Annotated in this window: 16 protein-coding genes and 1 pseudogene; 7 read left to right on the top strand and 10 right to left on the bottom strand. The window is 71.7% G+C overall.

The window, feature by feature from the left end; translation table 11 throughout:
• The first annotated feature begins 294 nt into the window (after positions 1–294).
• The 3 genes from H300_RS0104590 to H300_RS0104580 all read left to right on the top strand — a co-directional run bounded on the left by H300_RS0104590 (position 295) and on the right by H300_RS0104580 (position 3077).
• Positions 295–591, top strand: a complete 297-nt coding sequence (locus H300_RS0104590) for a hypothetical protein (RefSeq protein ID WP_028426500.1) — start codon at positions 295–297, stop codon at positions 589–591.
• A complete protein-coding gene (gene malQ, locus H300_RS0104585; protein WP_028426499.1) occupies positions 591–2732 on the top strand; it encodes a 4-alpha-glucanotransferase in 2142 nt (713 codons plus the stop codon). Before H300_RS0104590 ends, malQ begins: the two co-directional genes overlap by 1 nt.
• Before the next feature lie 156 nt (positions 2733–2888).
• Positions 2889–3077: a hypothetical protein gene (locus H300_RS0104580; protein ID WP_486583567.1), complete on the top strand. Its 189-nt coding sequence runs from the start codon at positions 2889–2891 to the stop codon at positions 3075–3077.
• Positions 3078–3198: 121 nt separating this feature from the next.
• Here H300_RS0104580 and pepN (H300_RS0104575) read toward each other — a convergent pair whose 3' ends face one another.
• Positions 3199–5766 (bottom strand): aminopeptidase N, encoded by a 2568-nt coding sequence (pepN, locus tag H300_RS0104575; protein WP_028426497.1) that lies wholly within the window; start codon positions 5764–5766, stop codon positions 3199–3201.
• 357 nt (positions 5767–6123) lie between these two features.
• Here pepN (H300_RS0104575) and H300_RS0104570 point away from each other — a divergent pair, with 357 nt between their 5' ends.
• Complete coding sequence (locus H300_RS0104570) at positions 6124–7827, top strand: TIGR03767 family metallophosphoesterase (RefSeq protein WP_028426496.1); 1704 nt, start codon at positions 6124–6126, stop codon at positions 7825–7827.
• Between the two features lie 73 nt (positions 7828–7900).
• Here H300_RS0104570 and H300_RS0104565 read toward each other — a convergent pair whose 3' ends face one another.
• Together H300_RS0104565 and pepN (H300_RS0104560) are read right to left on the bottom strand one after the other, a co-directional pair.
• Positions 7901–9004, bottom strand: a complete 1104-nt coding sequence (locus tag H300_RS0104565) for a hypothetical protein (protein WP_028426495.1) — start codon at positions 9002–9004, stop codon at positions 7901–7903.
• A 102-nt stretch (positions 9005–9106) separates the two neighbouring features.
• A complete protein-coding gene (gene pepN, locus H300_RS0104560) occupies positions 9107–11719 on the bottom strand; it encodes an aminopeptidase N (protein ID WP_028426494.1) in 2613 nt (870 codons plus the stop codon).
• Between the two features lie 183 nt (positions 11720–11902).
• On the opposite strand from pepN (H300_RS0104560), the gene H300_RS0104555 reads away from it, so the two are divergent.
• Positions 11903–12541: a DsbA family protein gene (locus tag H300_RS0104555; protein ID WP_028426493.1), complete on the top strand. Its 639-nt coding sequence runs from the start codon at positions 11903–11905 to the stop codon at positions 12539–12541.
• Between the two features lie 227 nt (positions 12542–12768).
• On the opposite strand, the gene H300_RS0104550 is transcribed toward H300_RS0104555, so the two are convergent.
• Both H300_RS0104550 and H300_RS24920 read right to left on the bottom strand, forming a co-directional pair.
• Positions 12769–13419, bottom strand: a complete 651-nt coding sequence (locus tag H300_RS0104550) for a superoxide dismutase (RefSeq protein WP_037979090.1) — start codon at positions 13417–13419, stop codon at positions 12769–12771.
• 137 nt (positions 13420–13556) lie between these two features.
• Positions 13557–15061: pseudogene (locus tag H300_RS24920) on the bottom strand (amino acid permease).
• A 299-nt stretch (positions 15062–15360) separates the two neighbouring features.
• On the opposite strand from H300_RS24920, the gene H300_RS0104540 reads away from it, so the two are divergent.
• Positions 15361–15960, top strand: coding sequence for a biotin transporter BioY (locus tag H300_RS0104540; RefSeq protein ID WP_028426491.1), 600 nt, complete (start codon positions 15361–15363; stop codon positions 15958–15960).
• A 127-nt stretch (positions 15961–16087) separates the two neighbouring features.
• On the opposite strand, the gene H300_RS0104535 is transcribed toward H300_RS0104540, so the two are convergent.
• Complete coding sequence (locus H300_RS0104535) at positions 16088–18736, bottom strand: valine--tRNA ligase (RefSeq protein ID WP_028426490.1); 2649 nt, start codon at positions 18734–18736, stop codon at positions 16088–16090.
• Between the two features lie 136 nt (positions 18737–18872).
• Between H300_RS0104535 and H300_RS31390 the strand changes: the two genes are divergently transcribed.
• Complete coding sequence (locus H300_RS31390) at positions 18873–19886, top strand: hypothetical protein (RefSeq protein ID WP_028426489.1); 1014 nt, start codon at positions 18873–18875, stop codon at positions 19884–19886.
• Between the two features lie 100 nt (positions 19887–19986).
• Here the strand turns inward: H300_RS31390 and clpX are convergent, their stop codons facing one another.
• The 4 genes from clpX to tig form a co-directional block, all read right to left on the bottom strand.
• The gene (clpX, locus tag H300_RS0104525; RefSeq protein ID WP_028426488.1) at positions 19987–21273 is read right to left on the bottom strand and encodes an ATP-dependent Clp protease ATP-binding subunit ClpX; all 1287 of its coding nucleotides are present in this window, start codon (positions 21271–21273) and stop codon (positions 19987–19989) included.
• Positions 21274–21445: 172 nt separating this feature from the next.
• Complete coding sequence (locus H300_RS0104520; protein ID WP_028426487.1) at positions 21446–22120, bottom strand: ATP-dependent Clp protease proteolytic subunit; 675 nt, start codon at positions 22118–22120, stop codon at positions 21446–21448.
• A gap of 62 nt (positions 22121–22182) precedes the next feature.
• Entirely contained in the window at positions 22183–22788 is a 606-nt protein-coding gene (locus tag H300_RS0104515; RefSeq protein ID WP_106966698.1) for an ATP-dependent Clp protease proteolytic subunit, read from the bottom strand.
• 331 nt (positions 22789–23119) lie between these two features.
• Complete coding sequence (tig, locus tag H300_RS0104510) at positions 23120–24535, bottom strand: trigger factor (RefSeq protein ID WP_028426485.1); 1416 nt, start codon at positions 24533–24535, stop codon at positions 23120–23122.
• Positions 24536–24614 lie beyond the last annotated feature (79 nt).

Below are 24614 nucleotides of genomic sequence, written 5' to 3'. Positions count from 1 at the left end.
CACCACCGGGGCCTTCGGGTGTCAATGTGAAGGCGCTGTGCGCCGGGGCGGGCGCGTGCGTGGCAGATCACTCACCTTTGCGGGTGAGTCATTCGGCGGACTGTTGACGTAAAATCTGAGGTCGGGACGCCCTGACGCCGCAGTCACTGGCGCCCCGACCGGCCTCGCGCCGTCGAATCGCCGGTTCGGGCGGCGCGTGACCTGGAACACGTTCCGGCATCGATTGCGGATGCCCCTGTGTTCTCTGGGTAGAGCACCCCCTGTCCACACGCTGTCAACGAACGGAGGCCCGAAGTGGCCGCGTCCGCTGAGCTCCTTTCGACCGTCCCCTCCCCGTCGTGGAAACCGATGGAGCGGGCCGAGGAGGGTGATCCCTCCCAACAGATCCTGGCCGCCCTCGTCGGCCTCTCCGACCCCGACCACGGGCTGGACGGCTCCTGCTCCTGCGGCTGCTTCGAGGCGCCGCTGACCAGTGAGCCCCCCTTGGCGGATGTCGCCCCCCTGACCAGTGAATCCCCGATCGCCGCCGAGCTCCCGCTGACCAGCGAGCCGACCGGCAGCGGATTCGGCGCGGAGTTCACGGAGATCTGATGAGCCGCCTGGCGCGGCTGGCCGCGGCCCACGGCGTCGCCACCTCCTACCGGCCCGCGCCCGCGCGCAGTGTGCGGGTACCGGAGGAGACGGTGGTCGCGGTGCTCGGAGCCCTCGGCGTCGACGCGAGCACCCCGGAGGCCGCGGCCGCCGCCCTGGAGCAGCACCGCCGGACGCGGGAGGCGCGGCTGCTGCCGCCCACCGTGGCGGTGCGCTCCGGGCGTCCCGGCGGCCTGCCGACGCTCCCGCCCGGCACCGTGCTGCGGCTGCGCACCGAGAGCGGCGAGGAGTTCGAGCGGACCGCCCCGACCGACGCCGGCGCCCTCGCCGACGCACTGCCGAGCGGCGTGCACCGCCTGTGGGCGACCGCGCCGGACGGCCGCACCGCGGAGTCCGCCCTGCTGGTGGCTCCGGAGAGCCTCCCCGCTCCCCGCCGCCGCGAGTTCGGTCTGCTGGTGCAGCTGTACTCCCTGCTGTCCGAACGTTCCTGGGGCATGGGCGACCTCGGGGACCTCGCCGACCTCGCCGCGTGGGCCGGCCGCCGGACGGGCGCCGGCTTCGTGCAGCTCAACCCGCTGCACAGCGCCACCCCCGCTCCCGCGGGGCAGGCCACCGACCCCTCGCCCTACCGCCCCTCCTCACGCCGGTTCACCGACCCGGTGCACCTGCGCATCGAACAGATCCCGGAGTACGCGCACCTGGCGGAGGAGTCCCGGGCCCGGATCGCCGGCCTGCTGGACCGCGCCGCCGCGTTACGTGAGGCAGTGCTGCACAAGTCCGCCCTGATCGACCGGGACGCCGTGCAGGCCTGCAAACTGCGGGCCCTGGAAGTGCTCCACTCCGTGCCCCTCGCCCCCGGGCGGCAGGCCGCCTTCGACGCGTTCCGCACCCGCGGCGGCGGCCCGCTGGCCGATCACGCCCTGTGGAGCGTGCTGGCCGAACTGCACGGACCGGACTGGCGCAACTGGCCCGCGGGCCTGGACGACCCGCACTCGGCCCGCACCGAGCGGGCGCGCGCCGAGCACGCCGACCGCATCGCCTTCCACTGCCGGCTGGCCTGGCTGACCGACGAGCAGCTCGGGCAGGCCCAGCAGGCCGCCAGGGACTCCGGGATGAGCATCGGACTCGTCCACGACCTCGCCCTGGGGGTCCACCCCTCCGGAGCCGACGCCTGGGCCCAGCAGGACGCGCTGGCCGCCGGGATGTCCATCGGCGCACCCCCGGACGCCTTCAACGCCGCCGGACAGGACTGGGGGCTGCCGCCGTGGCGGCCGGACGCCCTGGCGGAGACCGGCTACCGACCGTACCGGGAGCTGCTGCGGGCACTGCTGGCGCACGCCGGCGGCGTGCGCATCGACCACGTGATGGGCCACTTCCGGCAGTGGTGGGTGCCGCAGGGCCGCCCGCCCACCGAGGGCACCTACGTCCACTACGACGCGGAGGCGATGCTCGGCGTCCTGGCGCTGGAGGCGGAGCGCGCGGAGGCGGTGGTGATCGGCGAGGACCTGGGCACCGTCGAACCCGGCGTCCGCGAGGAACTCGACGACCGCGGCGTCCTCGGCACCTCCGTCCTGTGGTTCGAGCGCGACTGGGACGGCGACCGCGGTTCGGAGCCCGGCGAGGGCATGGCACCACCCCTGCTGCCCGGTGACTGGCGCGCGGGCTGCCTGGCCACCGCGACCACGCACGACCTGCCGAGCGCCGCCGCCCGGCTCAGCGGGGAGCACGTCGAGCTGCGTCACCGCCTCGGTCTGCTGGACAGGTCACCGGCGGCCGAACGGGCGGCGGAGGCCGACGGCACCGCGCAGTGGCTCGCGCTTCTCACGCGCCTCTGCCTGCTGCCGGACGAACCCCGGGCGGGGGAGGACGCCCCGCGGGACGAGGAGGCCGGGGTGCTGGCCCTGCACCGCTTTCTGGTGGCCACCCCCGCCCGGCTCGTCGGTGTCTGGCTGCCGGACGGAGTGGGCGACCGCCGCCCGCAGAACGTGCCCGGAACCTGGCGGGAGTACCCGAACTGGCGGCTCCCGATCGCGGACGGCAGCGGCCGGCCGGTCACCCTGGAGCAGCTCACCGCGTCCCGGCGGCTGAACGCCCTCCTCGACGACGTCCGCTCCCGGATGCGCGGCACGTCCGGTGCCTGAGGGCCCCGCCCCGAGCCCGGGGCCGTCCGGCGGACCATGGGCGGGCAGGCCCTAGCCGACCCCGGACGCGCGCCGCGGCGGCACGTTCGCTAATTTGGGACCGTGGTCAAGAAGAACGCAGTACGAGCCGGAGCCGTCACCGTCGGTACGACGCTGATGCTGCTCATGTCGTCCCCCGCTTTCGCACTCACCCGCGACGACGGCGACGACCCGGGTCCCGGCCTGAGTGTGGCCGAGACCCTGGGTCTGTACGTGCTGACCCCGCTGGTGCTCTTCGCGGTGATCGCCGGTCTGGTGATGGTCGGCAGCAGGAACGCCAAGAACGACAGCTTCCCGTCCGCCTGACCCGCCGGCGGCAGTCCTCCGCCGGGGCCGTCCCGTGGGTACCGCGTCGCAGGTACCCACGGGACGGCCCCGGCGTGTCCCGCGGCGTGTGAGCGCCCCGGGACCCCGGCAGCCGTCGGCCTCAGCCGGCCGCCGCGTCCGCGGCCCGGGCGCGCAGGGCACGCTCCACGCCGGCGCGCGACTCGGTCACCAGCCTCCGCAGGGCCGCGCTGGCGTCCGTCGCGTCCCGCAGCCACGTGTCCGTCGCGTCCAGGGTCTCCCGCGAGACCTGAAGCGTCGGGTACAGCCCCACCGCGATCTGCTGGGCCATCTCGTGGCTCCGCGACTCCCACGCGCCCTGGAGCGCGGCGAAGTAGCGCGCCGTGTAGGGCGCCAGCAGTTCGCGCTGGTCGGTCTGGACGAAGCCGCCGATGACCGCCTCCTGCACCGCGTTCGGCAGTGCGTCGGACTCCACCACCTGGGCCCAGGCCGCCGCCTTGGCCTCCGCGGTCGGACGGGCCGCCCGGGCCATCGCGGCGTACCGCTCACCCGCTGAGGTGGGGTCCCGCTCCAGTTCCGCGGCGATGGCCTTGTCGTCGGCCCGGCCGGTGGCGGCCAGCCGCTCCAGCAGCACCCAGCGCAGCTCGGTGTCCACGGTCAGGCCGGGGACGCTCGCGGTGCCGTCCAGCAGTCCGGCCAGCAGGTCGAGCTGTTCGGTGGTGCGCGCGGTGCCGGCGAAGGCCCGCGCCCAGGCCAGTTGGTGGTCGCTGCCCGGTGCCGCGGCCCGCAACTGCTCCCGTGCCGCCTCGGACCAGCGTGTCAGCCCCTCCTCGCGCCGCTCGGGCGCGCTGTAGAGGTCCAGGGCCAGCTTCACCTGCCGGTGCAGCGACTGCACCACGCCGATGTCCGACTCCTTGGCCACCCCGGAGAGCACCAGGGCGAGGTAGTCGCGGGCGGCCAGTTCGCCGTCCCGGGTCATGTCCCAGGCCGAGGCCCAGCACAGCGCCCGCGGCAGCGACTCGGCGAAGTCGCCCAGGTGCGCGGTGACCGTCGCCAGCGACTCGGCGTCCAGTCTGACCTTCGCGTAGGTGAGGTCGTCGTCGTTGAGCAGGACCACCGCGGGGCGCGCGCGTCCGGTCAGCTCGGGCACCGCGGTGCGCTCGCCGTCCACGTCCAGCTCGATCCGGTCCTCCCGGACCAGCCGGCCGTCCACCAGGCCGTAGAGGCCGACGGCGATCCGGTGCGGGCGCAGCGTGGGCTCCCCCTTGGCGCCGGCGGGCAGGGCCGGTGCCTCCTGCCGCACGGCGAAGGAGGTGATGTTCCCGGCCTCGTCGGTGCTGATCTCCGGGCGCAGCACGTTGATGCCGGCAGTCTCCAACCACGCCTTCGACCAGGCGCCCAGGTCGCGGCCCGAGGTCTCCTCCAGGGCGCCCAGCAGGTCGGCGAGCCGGGTGTTGCCCCACTCGTGGCGTTTGAAGTAGCGCTGCACTCCGCTGAAGAACTCGTCCGTGCCGACGTACGCCACCAGTTGCTTGAGCACCGAGGCGCCCTTGGCGTACGTGATCCCGTCGAAGTTGACGAGGACGTCGTCCAGGTCGCGGATGTCCGCCATGATCGGGTGGGTGGAGGGGAGCTGGTCCTGCCGGTAGGCCCAGGTCTTCATCTGGTTGGCGAAGCTCGTCCAGGCGTGCGGCCAGCGGCTGCCCTCGGCGTACGCCTGGCAGGCCACGGAGGTGTAGGTGGCGAACGACTCGTTCAGCCAGAGGTCGTTCCACCACTCCATGGTGACCAGGTCACCGAACCACATGTGCGCCAGCTCGTGCAGCACCGTCTCGGCGCGCGCCTCGTAGGCGGCGTCGGTGACCTTGGAGCGGAACACGTACTGGTCGCGGATGGTGACCGCGCCGGCGTTCTCCATCGCCCCGGCGTTGAACTCCGGCACGAAGAGCTGGTCGTACTTCTCGAACGGGTACGGGTAGTCGAACTTCTCCTGGAACCAGTCGAAGCCCTGCCGGGTCACCTGGAACAGCGCGTCTGCGTCCAGGTACTCGGCCAGCGACGGCCGGCAGTAGATGCCGAGCGGGACGGTGCGGCCGTCGCCCTCCCAGGTGCTGTGCACGCTGTGGTACGGACCGGCGATCAGTGCGGTGATGTAGCTGGAGATGCGCGGCGTCGGGGCGAACTCCCAGACGTTGCCGGCCGGCTGCGGGGTGGGCGAGTTCGAGATCACCGTCCAGCCGGAGGGGGCGGTGACGGTGAACCGGAACGTGGCCTTGAGGTCGGGCTGCTCGAAGCTCGCGAACACCCGGCGGGCGTCCGGCACCTCGAACTGGGTGTAGAGGTAGGCCTGCTGGTCGACGGGGTCGACGAAACGGTGCAGCCCCTCACCGGTGTTGGTGTACGCGCAGTCCGCGACGACGGTGAGGTCGTTGTGCCCCTCCACCACGCCGTCCAGCGCGATGCGCGAGTCGGCGAACACCTCGTCGGGCTCCAGGGCTGTGCCGTTCAGCTCCACCGACACCACCGCGGGCGCGACGAGGTCGATGAAGGTGGCACCGGTCGTACGGGCGTCGAACCGCACCCGGGTCACCGACCGGAAGGTCTCGGCCTCCTGCGCGGTGGAGAGATCCAGTGCGATCTCGTAGGAGTCGACGGAGAGCAGCCGCGCCCGCTGCTGCGCTTCGTCACGGGTCAGATTCGTCCCAGGCACCTGTTCGTCTCCTCATGCTGTCGTGCGCCGGTGCGCCCCGGCGGTCCACCGCCGGGTACCGCTCGACGGATATCGATCACCGGATGCCGGACACCGTGCGCCGAATGTCGAGTACCGCCATCCTTCCACGCCGCGCGCCCGCGCCCCGGTTCCCCGTCGGATGAACGGGGCGCGAGCGCCGTCCCACCGTCCGGCGGCCGGCCGCCGGCGGTCCGGGTGCCGTCGTCGGACGTGGGGTTGATGCAGGCCGGGCGTTGCGGCGCCGTTCAGCCACCGGCCACCCCGGCTGCCAAGGATTCCGGGTGCGGGGCCACCGGCTCCGAGACAGGCGCCCCGCCCTCGCCACGGGAGAAGCCCATGAAGCCGCACCGCCCGTCCTCCGCCGCCCTGGACCGCCGCACGCTCCTCGGGGCGGGCGCCCTCGGCTCCGCCGGCGCGGCCCTCGGCCTGGCGCATCTGCTCTCCCGGGGCGGCTCCGCCGCACACGCCGACGGACCCGCTCCCACCGCCGTCGTCCCGGAGCCGCGCTCGGCCCCGGCATCCTCCGCGTCCGCCGTCCCGACCACCGAGGGGACGACCGTGGCCGGTGCGGCCGCCGCGCCGGACGGGCCCGGTTACCGCAGGCTCGCCGAGGGGCCCGGCTGGGCGCGGGTGGTGCGCGGCGAACTGGCCGAGCCGGCGGGCGGACGGGAGGACCGCCGGACCGTACTGGCGGCCTTCGTCCAGTTCACCGACCTGCACGTGGTCGACGTGCAGCACCCGCTGCGCCACGAGTTCCTCCGCGCGCAGACCGCCAGCTCCTGGCGGCCGCAGGAGACGCTCTCCGTGCACGGCGCGGTGGCCCTGGTCGAGCGGGTGAACTCCCTGCGCGGCGCTCCGGTGACGGGGGCGCCGCTGGACTTCGTGATGACCACCGGTGACAACACCGACAACAACTGCAGGGCGGAGCTGGACTGGTTCCTCACCGCGATGAGCGGGGGCCGGATCACGCCCAACACCGGTGACCCGCTCGGTTACGAGGGAGTGCAGAACTCGGGCCTCCCGCTGTACTGGCACCCCGACCAGCCGCTGCGGGACGCCGACAAGAAACTCGGCTTCCCCCGCATCGACGGTTTCCTCGACGCCGCAGTGCGTCCGGTCAACAGCCCCGGCCTGGTGGTCCCCTGGTACTCCACGGTCGGCAACCACGACAGCCTCCCGGGCGGTTGCTACGCGGCCGGCGACCCCCGGTTCGCCGAGGTCGCCGTCGGGGACCGGAAGCTGATGGAACTCCCGGACAACAGCGGCGCGGCCCTGTGGGCCCGGGTGAAGAAGGGGCTCGACCCGCGCGGCGAGGGGTTCAAGGAACTGCTCACCACCCACGCCGCGAAGGCGCGCCGGGTCACGGCCGACCCGGCCAGGGCACCGCTCACCAGGGCGGAGTACCTGCGGGCCCACCTCGACCCGGCCCGCACCGGCCCCGGCCCGGTGGGCCACGGGTACACGGACGCGAACCTCGCCGAGGACCGGCTGGACTACACCTTCCCGATCAGCGACACGGTGACCGGCATCAGCCTGGACACCACCCGCCGGTCCGGCCACTACGTGGGTCGGGTCGGACCGGAGCAACTGCGCTGGCTGGAGCGCCGGCTCACGGAGCACCGCGACCGACGCATCGTGCTGTTCAGCCACCACACCAGCTCCACCACCCCGGACGGCGGCCCCGAACTGACCGTGCTGCTCCAGCGCCACCCGCAGGCGGTGGCCTGGATCAACGGGCACAGCCACCGGAACGCGATCACGCCCCGCGGCACCTTCTGGGAGGTCTCCACCGCCTCCCACATCGACTTCCCGCAGCTTGCACGGGTCGTCGAGATCACCGACAACCACGACGGGACGCTCTCGCTGTTCAGCACCCTGGTGGAGTCCGCGGCGCCGGCCCGAACCGACCTCGACGACCTCTCGCAGAGCGGCCTCGCGGCCCTCTACCGCGAGATCGCCCTCAACGCGCCGGGATCGCGGACCCATCTGGCCGGTGAACCGGGGGACCAGAACACCGAACTGCTGCTGCCCGCGACCTGATCCGCGGCGGCCCGCCCCGGCCGCGCGCCGGGCCTGCGGTGGCTGAGGGGCGGTTGCCGCCGGGGTGCGGAAGTCAGCGCGGCAGGACGACGACCCGGGCGCCGGGGCCGCGCTCGGAGGCGGTCATCAGCGCCGTCCGCACGACCGCCGCCTGCTGCGCCGGCGCGTCCCCGAGCTTGGTCGGGGTGAGGCGCACGACCGTGATGCCCAGCCGCTCCAGCATCTCCCGCCGCTGCACGTACTCCGCCCACACCGCGTCGTTGGCGTCCGGTCCGCCGTGTCCGCCGTGTCCGCCGTGTCCGCCGTGTCCGCCGTGTCCGCCGCGGGCGGCAGCGGCGTCCGGTCCGACATCGTCCGCGCCGGGAGCCGGGCGGCCGAGCTGCCGGGCGTCGATCTCCAGGGCGACCGCGTGCTCCGGCCAGTAGGCGTCCACCCCGCACAGGTGCGGACCGTCGGGCAGCCGCAGGTCGACGTGCCAGCAGGGAGCCGGCAGGTCGTAGCCGCGCACCAGGGCGTAGAGCCGCCCCTCGGCGGTGGCGCGGCCCTCGGCGCGCAGGTCGTCGAGCGCGTCGGCCACGTCCGGTCGGGACATCAGGCGGGCCCGGGTCAGCTCCCGTACCACCGCCTGGGCCTCGCAGTGGCCGCCGCGGATCGCCTCGATCAGCAGCAGCCGCACGGTGGCGGGATCGGTGAGCCGGCCGATGCCGTCGGCCAGCGCCCGTGCCGCCGGGGCCACCGGCAGCCCGGTGATCCGCTCGGGGGCCGGCAGCTCCGCCGTCCGCACCACCCGGGCCCAGCTCACCGACCGCAGCCGTCGGGTGCGCGGCACCAGCAGGTCGATCCGGTCGAGGCCGAGCAGTGGGGGAGTGGACTCGAAGCGGTGCAGCGCCAGCGCGGCCAGGCCGGTGATCACGGCGGGGCCGCCCTGCGTGGGCACCGGGCCGCGGTCCGCGTAGCGCAGCACCGCGTACAGGCGCTCCTCACCGGTGGGCCGCCCCGGGTGGAGCAGGAAGACACCGGGCAGCGGCATCTGCCACGGCCCGCCGGCGCGGCAGCGCTCCGCCGCGGTGGCGGCGCTGATGCCCTGCTCCCGGAGCGTCCGTCCGGTCACCACCCGGCGCTGCACGGTGGCGAGTTCACGGAGCGGGCGGGGGGAGAGCGGGGTGTTCTTGTTCATGTCCGAACGATTCCCGCTCCCGCCCCGGACGATGGCCGCTGTTACAAGGCCGTCGACAGAACCGGACAATCCCGCCCTCAAGGACGGACGTTCGCATGCCGATCAGTGCCCCGTGCCCGCCCCGGCAGAGGCGTCGCAGCGCTGCGCGCGCAGCGCCCTGGCCAGGTCGTCCCGGGCCTCCAGGACGAGCCGCCGCAGCGACGCGGACGCCCCGGGGTGCCGTTCGAGCCAGGCGTCGGCCGCGCGCAGCGTCTCCTCGCTGCTCTGCAGCGCCGGGAACAGTCCGCGGACCACGGCCATCGCGATCTCGATGGAGCGCTCCGCCCAGACCCGCTCCAGCGCCGCGAAGTACCGGGGCGCGTACGGGGCGAGCAGCTCGCGCTGGCCCGACTGGTCGAATCCGGCGATGGTGGCCTCCACCAGGGCGTTGGAGAGCCGGTCCGACTCGACGACCGCGGCCCAGGCCTGCGCCTTCACCGCCTCTGATGGCCGGGCTGCCAGCGCCCGCACGTGGTGGCGGCGGCCGGATGCGGTGTCGTCGCGCCGCAGCTCCGCCGAGAGCGCCTGCTCGTCGACGGCGCCCTCGGACGCGAGCCTGTGCAGGAAGTTCCAGCGCAGCTCCTGGTCGATGTCCAGCCCGTCGATCCGCCCGGTGCCGGCCAGTAGCCCGTGGAGCAGTTGCAGGTCCTGCTCACTGCTCGCCACCGAGGCGAAGAAGCGGGCCCAGGCGAGCTGGTGGCCGCTGCCGGGCCCGGCCTGCCGCAGATGCGTCAGCGCGCTCCCGGCCAGCTCCCGCGCGCCCTCGGCCCGCCACTGCGGAGCGGCGTAGTGCACCAGGGCGGAGTGCGCCCAGGCGTGCAGCATCTGGAGCACGCCGATGTCCGACTCGCGGCCCGCGAAGCGCTGCACCAGACCGAGGAAGTCCCGGGCCGGCATCAGCCCGTCCCTCGTGAGGTTCCACAGCGCAGACCAGCACAGCGCCCGGGCCAGCGGATCGGCGACCGCGCCCAGCTGCTGCCGCAGGGTGGCCAGCGAGGTCGCGTCCAGCCGTGTCTTGCAGTACGTCAGGTCGTCGTCGTTGACCAGGACCAGTTCGGGGCGTTCGGCCCCGGCGAGCTCGTCCACCACCGTGCGTGCGCCGACCACGTCGGTCTCCGCCCGTGCGTACCGGGCCAGGGCGCCCGCCGCGTCCCGACGGTAGAGGCCGATCGCGACCCGGTGCGGGCGCAGCACCGGGTGCGACTCCGGGGCCTCCTGGAGGACGGCGAGTTCGGTGATCCGGCCCTCGGCGTCCTGCACGAGCTGCGGGGTGAGGGTGTTGACGCCCGCGGTCTGCAACCAGGCGCCCGACCACTCGGCCATGTCCCGGCCGGAGGTCTCGGCCAGGACCGACAGCAGGTCGGTGAGCGTGGTGTTGCCGAACGCGTGCCGCTGGAAGTAGCGCCGGGAGCCCTCAAGGAACGCCTCGCGGCCCACGTACGACACCAGTTGCTTGAGCACCGAGGCGCCCTTGGCGTAGGTGATGCCGTCGAAGTTGAGCTTGGCGTCCTCCAGGTCCCCGATGTCGGCGGTGACCGGGTGGGTGGACGGCAGTTGGTCGGCCCGGTACGCCCAGGCCTTGCGGCGGTTGGCGAAGGTCACCCAGCCGTTGCGGAAGCGGGTGGCCTCGGTCAGCGACAGCGCGCCCATGAAGTCGGCGAAGGACTCCTTCAGCCAGAGGTCGTCCCACCACTCCATGGTGACCAGGTCGCCGAACCACATGTGCGCCATCTCGTGGAGGATGACGTTGGCGCGGCTCTCGTAGGAGGCCTCGGTCACCTTGCCGCGGAAGACGAACTCCTCGCGGAAGGTCACGCAGCCGGGGTTCTCCATCGCACCGATGTTGTACTCGGGCACGAACGCCTGGTCGTACTTCCCGAAGGGGTACGGGTAGTCGAAGTGGTCGTGGAAGAAGTCCAGTCCCTGCTTCGTGACCAGGAAGACGTCCTCCGGGTCGAAGTGCCGGGCTAGCCCCTTGCGGCACAGCGCGCCGAGCGGGATCTCCAGGTCGGTGCCGTCCGGGAGCCGCCGCCGGTAGAGGTCGGTGACGTAGTGGTAAGGGCCTGCCACCACGGCGGTGATGTAGGTCGGGACCGGCTGCGTCCGGGCGAACCGCCACAGCTCGCCGTCCTCCTGCGAGGGCTCGGGCGGGCCCTCGGCGGCGCCGTTGCCGAGTACCGTCCAGCCGCGCGGGGCGACGACCGTGACGTCGAACGGCGCCTTGAGGTCGGGCTGTTCGAAGCAGGCGAACACCCGGCGGGCGTCGGCCGGCTCGTACTGGGTGTACAGGTAGGTCTCGCCGTCCTCCGGGTCGACGAAGTGGTGCAGGCCCTCGCCGGTGCGGCTGTAGGCGCAGCGGGCGTCCACGGTCAGCTCGTTGACGGCGGCCGGTGCGTCGAGCCGGATCCGGGTGCCGTCGAAGACCTTGTCGACGTTCAGGGACTCGCCGTTGAGCGTGACGGAGTGCACGTGCGGGGCGAGCAGGTCGACGAAGGTCGGGGTGCCGGGCTCGGCGCACCGGAAGCGGAGGGTGGTGGTCGACCGGAACGTCCGCGGGCCCTCCTGCGGAGGCGGCCCCACCGCGGAACGGACGTCGAGCGCCACCACGTATCCGTCCACCGTGAGCAGCCGGGCCCGTTCCCGGGCCTCCTCACGGGTCAGGTTCTCTCCGGGCACAGCACGACTCCCTTGTCCGGCTCGTCTCGCATATCGAACATCGGGAGTCAGCATGTCATGGGCGGATGAGCGGACGCAGCGGGGAATCATCGCCCGGTTCGGCGCGTTCTTCGCCAAGGGCTCGCCGCCGGGGGCGGCGGCGCGGCCCCTGGGCCCTGCCGACACCCGTCCCGAGGAGCGAACGTGTCCGAATCATCCGTGAAGACCCCCGCTGACTTCTGGTTCGATCCGATGTGCCCGTGGGCGTGGCTGACCTCCCGGTGGATGCTGGAGGTCGAACGCGTCCGCCCGGTCGAGGTCCGCTGGCACGTGATGAGCCTGGGCGTGCTCAACGAGGACCGCCTCGACGAGCTTCCGGCCGACTACGCCGAGCTGATGCGCGCCGCCTTCGGCCCGGTGCGGGTCTGCATCGCTGCCGAGCAGAAGCACGGCAGCGAGGTGCTGGGCCCCCTCTACACCGCGCTCGGCACACGTATCCACAACCAGGGCCTGCCCAAGAACCGGGAGACCGTCGCCGCCGCGCTCGCCGACGCCGGGCTGGACACCGCTCTGGCCGACGCCATGGACGCCACGGAGTACGACACCGCGCTGCGTGCCTCGCACCGCCGCGGCATCGAGCTGGTCGGCCAGGACGTCGGCACGCCGGTGATCGCGGTGCCCGGCGCGGACGGCGAGCAGAACGCCTTCTTCGGCCCGGTCGTGACTCCCGCGCCCAGGGGCGAGGCCGCCGGACGGCTGTGGGACGGCACCCTGCTGGTCGCCGGCACTCCGGGTTTCTACGAGATCAAGCGCACCCGCGACGCCGCTCCGTCCTTCGACTGACGGACCAGGCGCCCCGACGGCCGCGCGTCCTCGGCCGGTGGGGCGGCGGGTCCGACGACGGCGGAGGGGGTCCTTCCGGGTGTCACGTTCACCCGGAAGGACCCCCTCCTCTGTGCCACCTGCCCCGGTGAGCGGTGAGAAGACGATCACGAGGCAGGGATCCGGTGGCGGGCCGGGCGGGCGGGACGTCCCCGCCCGTGCCGTTCCCGCCGTCCGCCGGGCAGTTCTCAGGGAGCCAGCAGCAGGTTGTTCGCGCGCTCCTTGGCGGCCCGGTAGCGGGCGGCCACGTCCTGCCAGTTCACAACACCCCACATCGCCTCGACGAAGTCGACCTTCTGGTTGCGGTACTGGAGGTAGAAGGCGTGCTCCCAGGCGTCGAAGACGAGGATCGGCACCGAACCCTGGCCCACGTTGCCCTGGTGGTCGTAGACCTGCTCGACGATCAGCCGGCCGGTCACCGGCTCGTACGCGAGCACGCCCCAGCCGGAGCCCTGGGTGGTGGCGGCGGCCTTGGAGAGCTGGGCCTTGAACTTGGCGAAGGAACCGAAGGACTCGGCCACGGCGTCGGCGAGTTCGCCGGTGCCGTCGGCGTCCAGCGGCTCCCCGCCGCCGTCCCCCGTCATGTTCTGCCAGTAGATCGAGTGCAGGATGTGGCCGGACAGGTGGAAGGCCAGGCTCTTCTCCAGCCCGTTGATCGTGCCCCACCGGTCCGTGTCGCGGGCCTCCGCGAGCTGCTCCAGGGTGTCGTTCGCACCCTTCACGTACGCCGCGTGGTGCTTGTCGTGGTGCAGCTCGATGATCTCGCCGCTGATGACCGGTTCGAGCGAGGAGTAGTCGTACGGGAGTTCCGGCAGTGTGTACGGCACCGAGGCAGACATGCGCGTGTTCCCCTCCGAACTTATTGCACATTGGTTGCAAGAAGAAGGTATCAGTAACAGCGCATGACAAGCGGAGGCGGCGCCCGTCGAGGGGCCACCTTTGCCGTACGGAGACGGGAGACCGAGGGGTCGCCTGTTCAGCCCTCCCCGGCCTCCGCGGTGCGCCCGGCCTCCGCGGCGCCGTCCGGCCGGGGCCCCCGGGCGGCCTCCCGGCGCTGCCGCCACAGCCCCGCCGCCGCCAGCGCCAGCGTCAGCCCGCCGGTGAAGTACAACTGCACCCGGGTGTCGCCGTCCCGGAGCATCAGCAGGAGGATGACCAGCACCCCGGCGAGCGCCGCCCAGGTCAGCACGGGGAAAACCCACATCCGGACCACCAGGCGCTCCGGCGACTCCCGCTCCAGCCGCCGCCGGGTGCGGAGCTGGGCGACGGCGATGAAGGCCCAGACGACCAGCACCGCGGCGCCGACCGTGTTCAGCAGCCACGTGAAGACCGTCTCCGGCCACCAGAAGCTGAGCAGCACCGCGAAGAACCCGAAGCCCGAGGAGACCAGCACCGTCCGGCGCGGTACCCCGCCGCACACCCGGCCGAGGAAGGCCGGGCCCTCACCTCGGGAGACCAGCGAGTAGGACATCCGGGAGGCGCCGTAGATGTTGGCGTTCATCGCCGAGAGCAGGGCCACCAGTACCACGACGTTCATCACCTCGGCGGCCGCGGGCACCCCGAGGTGGTCCAGTACGGCGGCGTACGGACCGCTCAGCACCGAGGGGTCGTCCCACGGGATCCGTGTCACGATCACCAGCATCGAGCCGACGTAGAAGACCGCGATCCGCCACATGGCGGTGCGCACGGCCCGGGCCACGCCCCGCACCGGGTCCCGGGACTCCGCGGCCGCGATCGTCACGTCTCCAGGCCGCCGTAGGCGAAGACCGAGGCGAGCAGGCCGACCACCAGGCCCTCGCTGCCGTTCGGGAAGAAGCCCCCGGCGCCGGTCGGATTTCCGCCGCCGGGCGCGTCCGAGCCGGGCAGCAGGCCCGCGATCGCCAGCAGGCCGAGGACCAGGAAGGCCACGATCGCGAGGACCTTCAACGCCGCGAACCAGAACTCGTACTCTCCGAAGTTCCGCACCGACACCAGGTTCGCCCCGCAGAAGACCAGTATGAAGAGGCCGACCCACATCCAGGCGGGGGTGCCCGGGAACCAGCCCCGCGCGATCTGCGTGGCGGCGATCGCCTCGGCGGCGACGGCCACGCACAGCAGCACCCAGAAGATCCGTCCGGCGGTGAAACCGGCCCACGGCCCCAGCGCGCGCTCCGCGTGCTCCGAGAAGGAACCGGACGCCGGGTGGGCCGCGGACATCTCCCCGAGCATCCGCATCACCCGCATCACCAGCAGGCCGGAGGCGGCGAACGCCAGCACGATCGACGGACCCGCGGCAGCGATGCCCGCACCGGAGCCGACGAACAGCCCGGCGCCGATCACCCCGCCGAGCGCGATCATCGACAGGTGCCGCTGCTTCAGTCCGTGGCCGAGTACGGCCGGACTCCTGGCGGCAGGTTCGCCGGACGTGCCGCCGGGCGTGGCTTCGGGCCGGGACCCGACGCCCCCGCGGTTGTCGCGGTCCGTACGGGGTGTGAGGGGCATGGGGGGCCGAGACGTGACGGGGCTCCGGGGCCCGGGCGGGCGCGGGACGGGGCGGGCGGCCGTCGGCCTGCCGGTTTCCGGGCCGCCGACGCGTCGGCACGGTACGGCGGCCACACCTGCCCGGCGGCGCGGACACCGGCGGGCGAGGCCGCCGGACGGGTACGCCCGTCACCCTCCGCAGTTGTGGGGAATCCGATAAGTGTAACCGGCAGGCTTTGTTGCCAACGTCACCGCCGCGTGCGCCCGCCGTTCGGATAGCGTCGAGCAGTCCCCCGAACGCTGATGACACGGAGTTTCCGATGAGCACTGCCGCCGCAAGCATCCGACCGGGCGCCGTCCTGGCCGACGTGCTGCCCGCCTCCACCGCTGCGCGCGTCCGGGCCCGCGAGGTGGCGCTGGTGCTCGGCGGTGCCGCCTTCACCGGTGCCGCAGCGCAGTTGGCCGTGCCGGTGCCCGGCTCGCCGGTTCCGGTCACCGGGCAGACCTTCGCCGCCCTGCTACTGGGCGCCGGGTTCGGCGCCCGCCGCGCCCTCCTCGCCCTCGGCCTCTACACGGCGGCCGGTGTCGCCGGGGTGCCGTGGTTCGCCGACATGCAGCACGGCGCCGGGATGCCCTCGTTCGGCTACCTGCTCGGCATGCTGCTGGCCGCCGTCGCGGTCGGTGCCCTCGCCCGGCACGGCGGTGACCGCGGGGCGCTCCGCACCGCGGGCACGATGGCCGTCGGCACGGTGATCATCTACGTCGTCGGGGTGCCCTACCTGGCCCTGGCCACCGGGATGACGGCCGGGCAGGCCGTGGCCGGCGGGCTGGTGCCCTTCCTGATCGGTGACGCGCTGAAGGCGGCCCTGGCGATGGGCGCACTGCCCGCGGCCTGGCGTCTCGTCGGCCGCCGCGGCTGAACCGGGCGCGCGGACGGGCGGCGGCCGGTGCGCGGACGGGCGAGGGCCGGTGCGCGGACGGGCGAGGGCCGGTGAGCACCGAGGTGTGCTCACCGGCCCTCGCCCGTCGTACGGCCGCCGCCGGGACTCACCCCTGCGGAAGTTTCTCCAACTGGACCCGGATCCGCTCGATGTCCCCCTCGGCCGTCGTCCGCCGGTCGCGGATCTTCGCCACCACCTCGTCCGGCGCCTTGGCCAGGAATCCCTCGTTGCCGAGTTTCGCCGTGGTCTGCTTCAGCTCCTTCTCCGCCGCCGCCAGGTCCTTGGACAGCCGCTTGCGCTCGGCGGCGAAGTCGATCGCACCGGACAGGTCCAGTTCGACGACCGCACCCGCCACCGGCAGCGACGCCGTCGCCCGGAACTCCTCGGCCGCGGGCTGGAGGCGCAGCAGCGTGCGCATCGCCTGCTCGTGGCCGGCCAGCGGGGAGGAGCCCCAGCCGATGCGGGAGGGAACCCGCTGGCCGGGCTGGAGGCCCTGGTCGGCACGGAAGCGGCGGACCTCGGTCACGACCTGCTGGAGCAGGGCAACCTCCTGCTCGGCGGCCGGGTCGCGGAAGCCGGAGTCCTGCGGCCAGTCCGCGACCACCACGGACTCGCCGCCGGTCAGCGAGGTCCACAGCGTCTCGGTGACGAACGGGACCACCGGGTGCAGCAGCCGCAGCATCACGTCCAGCACCTCGCCCAGCACCCGGCGGGAGACCTCCGCGGGCCGGCCACCGGCGAGGAAAGTGGTCTTGGACAGCTCGACGTACCAGTCGAAGACCTCGTCCCAGGCGAAGTGGTAGAGCCCGTCGGAGAGTTTGGCGAACTGGTAGTCGTCGTAGAAGGCGTCGGTCTCGGCGACGACGGTGTTCAGCCGGGACAGGATCCACCGGTCGGCCGCGGAGAGCTCGTCCGGTTCCGGCAGCGGGCCCTCGACGGTGGCGCCGTTCATCAGGGCGAACCGCGTCGCGTTCCAGATCTTGTTGGCGAAGTTCCGCGACGCCTGGACCCAGTCCTCACCGATCGGCACGTCCACACCGGGGTTGGCGCCCCTGGCCAGCGTGAAGCGCAGCGCGTCGGAACCGTAGCGGTCCATCCAGTCCAGCGGATTGACCGCGTTCCCGAAGGACTTCGACATCTTCTTGCCGAACTGGTCGCGCACCATGCCGTGCAGCGCGATGGTGTGGAACGGCGGAGTGCCGTCCATCGCGTACAGCCCGAACATCATCATCCGGGCGACCCAGAAGAAGAGGATGTCGTACCCGGTGACGAGTACCGCGTTCGGATAGAACTTCTCCAGACTGTCCGTGCGATCCGGCCAGCCCATGGTGGAGAACGGCCACAGCCCGGACGAGAACCAGGTGTCCAGGACGTCCGTGTCCTGGCGCCAGCCCTCGCCGGACGGCGGCTCCTCGCCCGGTCCGACGCACACCACCTCGCCCGCAGGGCCGTACCAGACCGGGATCCGGTGCCCCCACCACAACTGCCGCGAGATGCACCAGTCGTGCAAATTGTCGACCCAGCCGAAGTAGCGGGACTCCATCTCCCGGGGGTGGATCGCGACCCGCCCGTCGCGGACGGCGTCCCCCGCCGCCCGGGCCAGTGGGCCGACCCTGACCCACCACTGGAGCGACAGCCGCGGTTCGATGGTGGTCTTGCAGCGCGAGCAGTGCCCGACCGAGTGCGCGTACGGACGCTTCTCCGCGACGATCCGGCCCTCGGCGCGCAGCGCCGCGACGACCGCCGAGCGCGCCTCCAGCCGGTCGAGTCCCTGGAAGGGGCCGTGCACGGTGATGACGGCGTGCTCGTCCATCACCGTGAGGTTCGGCAGCCCGTGCCGGCGGCCGATCTCGAAGTCGTTCGGGTCGTGCGCCGGTGTCACCTTGACGACGCCGGTGCCGAACTCGGGATCGACGTGCCTGTCGGCCACCACCGGGATCGAGCGGTCGGTCAGCGGCAGCCTGATCTCCCGGCCGATCAGATGGGCGTAGCGCGCGTCCTCCGGGTGCACGGCGACCGCGGTGTCCCCGAGCATCGTCTCGGCCCGGGTGGTGGCGACCACGACGGAGTCCTCGCCCTCGCCGTACCGGATGGAGACCAATTCGCCGTCCTGATCGGCGTACTCGACCTCGATGTCGGAGATGGCCGTCAGGCAGCGCGGACACCAGTTGATGATCCGCTCCGCGCGGTAGATCAACTCGTCGTCGTAGAGCCGCTTGAAGATCGTCTGAACGGACTCGGACAGACCGTCGTCCATGGTGAAGCGCTCGCGGGACCAGTCGACCCCGTCGCCCAGCCGCCGCATCTGCCCGGAGATCTGCCCGCCGGACTCGCCCTTCCACTGCCAGACCCGCTCGGTGAACGCCTCCCGGCCCAGGTCGTGCCGGGACTTGCCCTCCTTGGCCAACTCCCGTTCCACCACGTTCTGGGTGGCGATGCCGGCGTGGTCCATGCCGGGTTGCCACAGCGTCTCGAAGCCCTGCATCCGCTTGCGTCGGGTGAGGGAGTCGATCAGGGTGTGCTCGAAGGCGTGCCCCAGGTGCAGGCTGCCGGTGACGTTCGGCGGCGGGATCACGACGGCGTACGGCGGCTTCCCGCTCCCGGCGTCCGCCGTGAAGTAACCGCGCTCCACCCAGCGCTCGTACAGCTCCCCCTCCACCTCAGCCGGAGCGTACTGGGTCGGCAGGTCTGCGGGGGCGCTGATCGGCGGCTCCGCCCCGGTCGGGGTCGGGCGCGCTTGAGAGTTCTCGGTCACGCCTAGCAGTGTAGAGGCGCCCGTGTAGCAGTCTCGAATCGGTTTCGTGCCCGACGCAATCATCCGCCGCCCCTTCCGGGAGGATGTGCAGAACGTTTCAGCGCATGCCGGATGCATGCCCACGGAGGGGAGCGCCTTGAGTCAGCACCAGCCGCCGCCGGACCCGTACGACCGCCGGCCCCAGCAGCCCGGCCCGCAGGGCGGGTCCTCGCAGCCGGGGTACGGTCCGGCCGGTCAGGGAGGGGCGCCCGGGCAGCCCGGCTACGGTTATCCGCAGCAGCCCCCGCCGGGCCCCTACGGCTCGCCGCCCCAGCAGCCCGGTCCCTACGGTGCGCAGCCGGGACCGTACGGCGCCGCTCCCGGGCAGCCCTCCTACGGAGCGCCCGGCCCGTACGGCGGCCCCGGCCCGTACGGCGGCCCCGGGCAGCAGCTGCCGCACGGCGGGGCGCAGCCGGGCCCGCCGACGGGCGGCGGCAAGGGGAGGACACTCGGCATCGCGCTCGGCGTCCTGGTGGTCGTCGGGGTGGTCGTCGGCGGCTACCTCGTGTTCAACGGCGGCAGCGACGGCGACCTCGCCGACGACGGGCCGCACCGGCTCACGGCACCCGATACGGTCGCCGGCGACTACAAGCGGATGGGCGAGGCGGACGACGCGACCGGAGCCGCGAGCGACGACTTCCAGAAGGGTATCGACGCGCTCGGCATCGAGGGCGCCGAGACGGTCCGTTCGACGTACAGCGACGTGGACCTGAGCGACCCGGACACCGACCCCTCGGCACTCGCCACCGGGCGGCTCGCGATCTACGCCGGTACCTGGGGCGAGGTGACCGACCCGGAGAAGGCGGTGGACGACTACTTCGTCTTCGTGAAGGCCCAGGCCGAGGAGGACACCGAGAGCGACACCGAACTCGTCGGCGAGCCCGAGACGGTCACCCCCGAGGGTCTGGAGGGGGCCGTGATGAAGTGCCAGATGTTCCAGGCGCCCAACGAGGTCACCAAGCAGCCGCAGGAGGCGCCGATGTGTGTCTGGGGCGATCACAGCACGGTCGGACTGGTCGTCGCCAGCCGGATGGTGGGCAACGCCTCGATCGAGGACGGTGCCCGCACCACGGCCGACTTCCGCAAGGAGACCCGGGTCAAGGTCGAGTGACCGGTCGGCGCCGGCGGGACCGCCGGGCGTCCGCCGCATACGCATGGGGCCCGGGAAGCACCTGCTTCCCGGGCCCCATGCGTATGCGGCGGACGCGCCCTCAGGCGCTCTTCTCGTGCGGTCCCTGCTCGTTGCCCCGGGTGCGGGGCACGAGGGTCGGGTTCACGTTCGAGTGAACGACGTCCTCGGTGATGACGACCCGGGCGACGTCCTTGCGGGACGGCACCTCGTACATCACCGACATCAGGACCTCCTCCAGGATGGCCCGCAGACCCCGTGCGCCCGTGCCTCTCAGGATCGCCTGGTCGGCGATCGCCTCCAGTGCAGTCCTGTCGAACTCAAGCTCCACACCGTCGAGTTCGAAGAGGCGCTGGTACTGCTTGATGAGGGCGTTGCGCGGCTCGACGAGGATCTTCAGCAGGGCCTCGCGATCAAGGTTGTGCACCGAGGTGATCACCGGGAGGCGGCCGATGAACTCGGGGATCATCCCGAACTTCACCAGGTCCTCCGGCATGATCTCCTCGAACTGGTTCGATTCCTCGATCTCCCGCTTCGAGCGGATCGTGGCGCCGAAGCCGATCCCCTTGGCCCCGGCCCGGGACTCGATGATCTTCTCCAGCCCGGAGAACGCACCGCCCACGATGAACAGCACGTTGGTGGTGTCGATCTGGATGAACTCCTGGTGGGGGTGCTTCCGGCCACCCTGCGGCGGGACCGAGGCGGTGGTGCCCTCCAGGATCTTCAGCAGCGCCTGCTGGACGCCCTCGCCGGAGACGTCCCGGGTGATCGACGGGTTCTCGCTCTTCCGGGCGACCTTGTCGATCTCGTCGATGTAGATGATCCCGGTCTCGGCCTTCTTGACGTCGTAGTCCGCCGCCTGGATCAGCTTGAGCAGGATGTTCTCGACATCCTCACCGACATAGCCGGCCTCCGTCAGCGCGGTGGCGTCGGCGATGGCGAACGGGACGTTGAGCATCCTGGCGAGTGTCTGGGCGAGCAGCGTCTTGCCCGACCCGGTCGGGCCGAGCAGCAGGATGTTGGACTTCGCCAGTTCGATGCCGTCGTCCTTGCCCTGCGCGCCGCCGTTCTCACCCGCCTGGACCCGCTTGTAGTGGTTGTACACAGCCACCGACAGGGCCTTCTTAGCGGCCTCCTGCCCGACGACGTAGCCCTCGAGGAACTCGGAGATCTCCCGCGGCTTGGGCAGTTCGTCCCACCGCATCTCAGAGGTCTCGGCGAGCTCCTCCTCAATGATCTCGTTGCAGAGATCAATGCACTCATCGCAGATATAGACGCCCGGACCCGCGATGAGCTTCTTCACCTGCTTCTGGCTCTTGCCGCAGAACGAGCACTTGAGCAGGTCGCCGCCATCACCGATGCGTGCCACGAGGTGCTTCCCCTTCGCCTGCGCACCGCCGGCTGGCGACGGTGCCTGGTCCTTGCTTTCCGAAGGTACCTTGCCGGGCCCCCGGTGTGGGCCCCCCTTTGACCGACTCGGTCAAAGGGGGGGGTCCCGCGCCGGCCGGGGAGGTCGTCTCCGCCCCCGGCACGGCCCGGGGTCAGACGCCGACGGATGTCTTGCGGGTGGCGACGATCTGGTCGATCAGCCCGTACGTGAGGGCCTCCTCGGCATTGAGGATCTTGTCGCGCTCGATGTCCTCGCGGATCTGCTCGATCTTCTTGGTGGAGTGCTTCGCGAGCATCTCCTCCATCTGCAGCCGCATCCGCTGGATCTCGTTGGCGGCGATCTCCAGGTCGGACACCTGGCCGCGACCGGTCTCGCTGTACGGCTGGTGGATCATGATCCGCGCGTTCGGCAGTGCCATCCGCTTGCCCGGCGACCCGGCGGCGAGCAGCACCGCGGCGGCGGACGCTGCCTGGCCCATGCAGACCGTCTGGATGTCCGGTTTCACGAACTGGATCGTGTCGTAGATCGCCGTCAGTGCGGTGAAGGAGCCACCGGGGGAGTTGATGTAGATCGAGATGTCCCGGTCCGGGTCCATCGACTCCAGGCACAGGAGCTGCGCCATGACGTCGTTCGCGGAGGCGTCGTCCACCTGCACACCGAGGAAGATCACCCGCTCCTCGAAGAGCTTCGCGTACGGGTCGTACTCGCGCACGCCCTGCGAGGTTCGCTCGACGAAGCGCGGGACGACGTAGCGTGCCTCGGCCTGCGTCGCGGCGGAACGGTATTCGGGGCGCTCGTAGAGGCCGGCGCCGGGGAAGTGGTTCATGGAGGTTTTCACCGTCCTGGTGAGGAGCTGGCTACGGGCTTGCGGAGCTGCACGGCCCGGGCTCAGGCGCCCGTGCCGCCGCCGCCGGGGATGTCGGAGGCGTTGGAGATGACCGCGTCGAGCAGGCCGTAGTCCTTGGCCTCCTGGGCGCTGAACCAGCGGTCCCGGTCGGCGTCCCGTGTCCACTGCTCGACCGTCTGGCCGGTGTGCAGAGCGGAGAGCTCCGACATCTTTTTCTTGGTGCGCAGCAGTTGCTCCGCGTGGATCTTGATGTCCGAGGCCGAGCCGGCCAGGCCGGCGGAGGGCTGGTGGATCAGGATCTCCGCGTTGGGCAGCGCGAACCGCTTGCCCGGAGTGCCCGCGCTGAGCAGGAACTGGCCCATCGACGCCGCGAGGCCCATCGCGATGGTGACCACGTCGTTCTTGATGAACTGCATGGTGTCGTAGATCGCCATGCCCGCAGTGATCGAACCACCGGGGGAGTTGATGTAGAGGTTGATGTCCTTGTCCGGGTCAGCGGCCAGGAGCAGCAGTTGTGCGGTGATCTGGTTGGCGATGTCGTCGTCCACCGGCTGGCCGAGGAAGATGATCCGCTCGTTGAGCAGCCGGTTGTAGACCTGGTCGCCGTAGCCACCACCAATGTTGGGCTCTCCGGCGGCGGAAGGCATCGGAAGCGTCACGTGTCCACCTGCTCATATCCGGACGGCTGGAACCTCGCGGCTCGGTCAACTCGACGAGCTCGATGGGCTCCGATGCCGTCACTAGCGTCTTCGTGTACTTGGACCCTAACGCGCGGGTCCTGCCGGGCCATCCCGCTCCGAGAACTGTTCGCTGTGAGCGCAGGGGGTGTTCCAGCAGGTCGCACGCTTCGCGTTCGGCTGAACGCGATCGGGCCCGCACACGCTCTCGCGTGCGCGGGCCCGATCGCGGAGTCCTCGGACGGATCGGGCCGTCCGGCCCCGTCGCCGGGCCGCGGACGGCCCGGCGCTGCGTCCCTCGTCAGCCCGCGGACTTCTCCGAGTCGTCCTTCGCGGACGACTCGTCCGGAGCGACGTCCGCCGGAACGGCCTCCGCGCCGGCGCCGTCCTCCGTGTCGTCCTCGTCCTCGTCGTCGAGGTCGACGACCTCGCCGTTGCCGTCCTTGACGGTGGCACCCTCGACGACCAGGGCCAGGGCCTTGCCGCGGGCGACCTCGCCGACCAGCATCGGCACCTGGCCACCCTCGACGACGGCCTGGGCGAACTGGTCCGGGCTCATGTTGGACGACTGCGCGCGGCGCATGAGGTGCTCGGTGAGCTCCTCCTGGCTGACGTTCAGCTTCTCCGAGGCGACCAGCGCGTCCAGGATGAACTGGGTGCGAATGCCCTTCTCCGCCTGCTCCTTGAGCTCGGCGTCGAAGTCCTCCTCCGACTTGTCCTGCATCTGGAGGTAGGTCGCGAGGTCCATACCCATCTGGCCCAACTGGTGGTTCACCAGGTTGTGCTTCCGGGTGTTGATCTCGTCCTCGAGCAGCTTCTCCGGGATCGGCACCTCGGTGAGCTGGATCAGCTCTTCGAGGACCTTCTCCTGGGCCTGTGTCGCCTGGTCGTACTTCTTCATCCGGGCGAGCCGGGTGCGGCTGTCCTCGCGGACCTCCGCGATGGTGTCGAACTCACTGGCGAGCTGAGCGAAGTCGTCGTCCAGCTCCGGCAGTTCACGCGCCGAGACACTGTTGACGGTGACCTTGACCTCCGCCTCGCGGCCCGCGGCGGAACCGCCCTTCAGCGCGGAGGTGAACGTCGCCGACTCGCCGGCCGAGAGGCCGGTGACGGCGGTGTCGATGCCCTCGAGCAGCTCGCCGGAGCCGATGGTGTAGTCGATACCCTCGGCGACACCGTCCTCCAGGACCTCACCGTCGACCTTGGCCTCCAGGTCGACCTTGACGACGTCGCCCTCGGCGGCGGCGCGCTCGACGACACTGTTCGAGGCGAAGCGCTCGCGGAGCTGCTCGACGGACTCGTCGATGTCCTCCTCGGTGACCTCGACCGTGTCGACGGTCACCTCGATGCCGGAGTGGTCGGGGAGCTCCAACTCGGGCCGGACGTCCACCTCGGCGGTGAACGTCAGCACCTCGTTGTCCTTGAGCTCGGTGATGTCCACCTCGGGCTGGCCCAGCGGGTTGAGATCACCCTCTTCGACGGCGCTCTGGTAGAGCTTCGGCAAGGCGTCGTTGACCGCCTCCTCCAGCACGGCACCACGGCCGAACCTTTGGTCGATCACTCGCGCAGGGATCTTGCCCTTGCGGAAGCCAGGCACCGTGACCTGCTGGTTGATCTTCTTGTACGCCGCGTCGAGGCTGGTCTTGAGCTCCTCGAAGGGCACCTCGACAGTGAGCCGAACCCTGGTGGGGTTCAGGTTCTCCACGGCGCTCTTCACGGTCGGTCTCCTTGGGGCTGACTTCTTGGGGATTGCAGAGGTGGTAGGGCGCCCCGTATGCGACTCGGGTGTGCGGACA

This window comes from Streptomyces sp. TAA040, assembly GCF_000424845.1.
The sequence above is the reverse complement of the archived record's forward strand: the minus strand, read 5'-3'. Positions and strand labels throughout refer to the sequence as shown.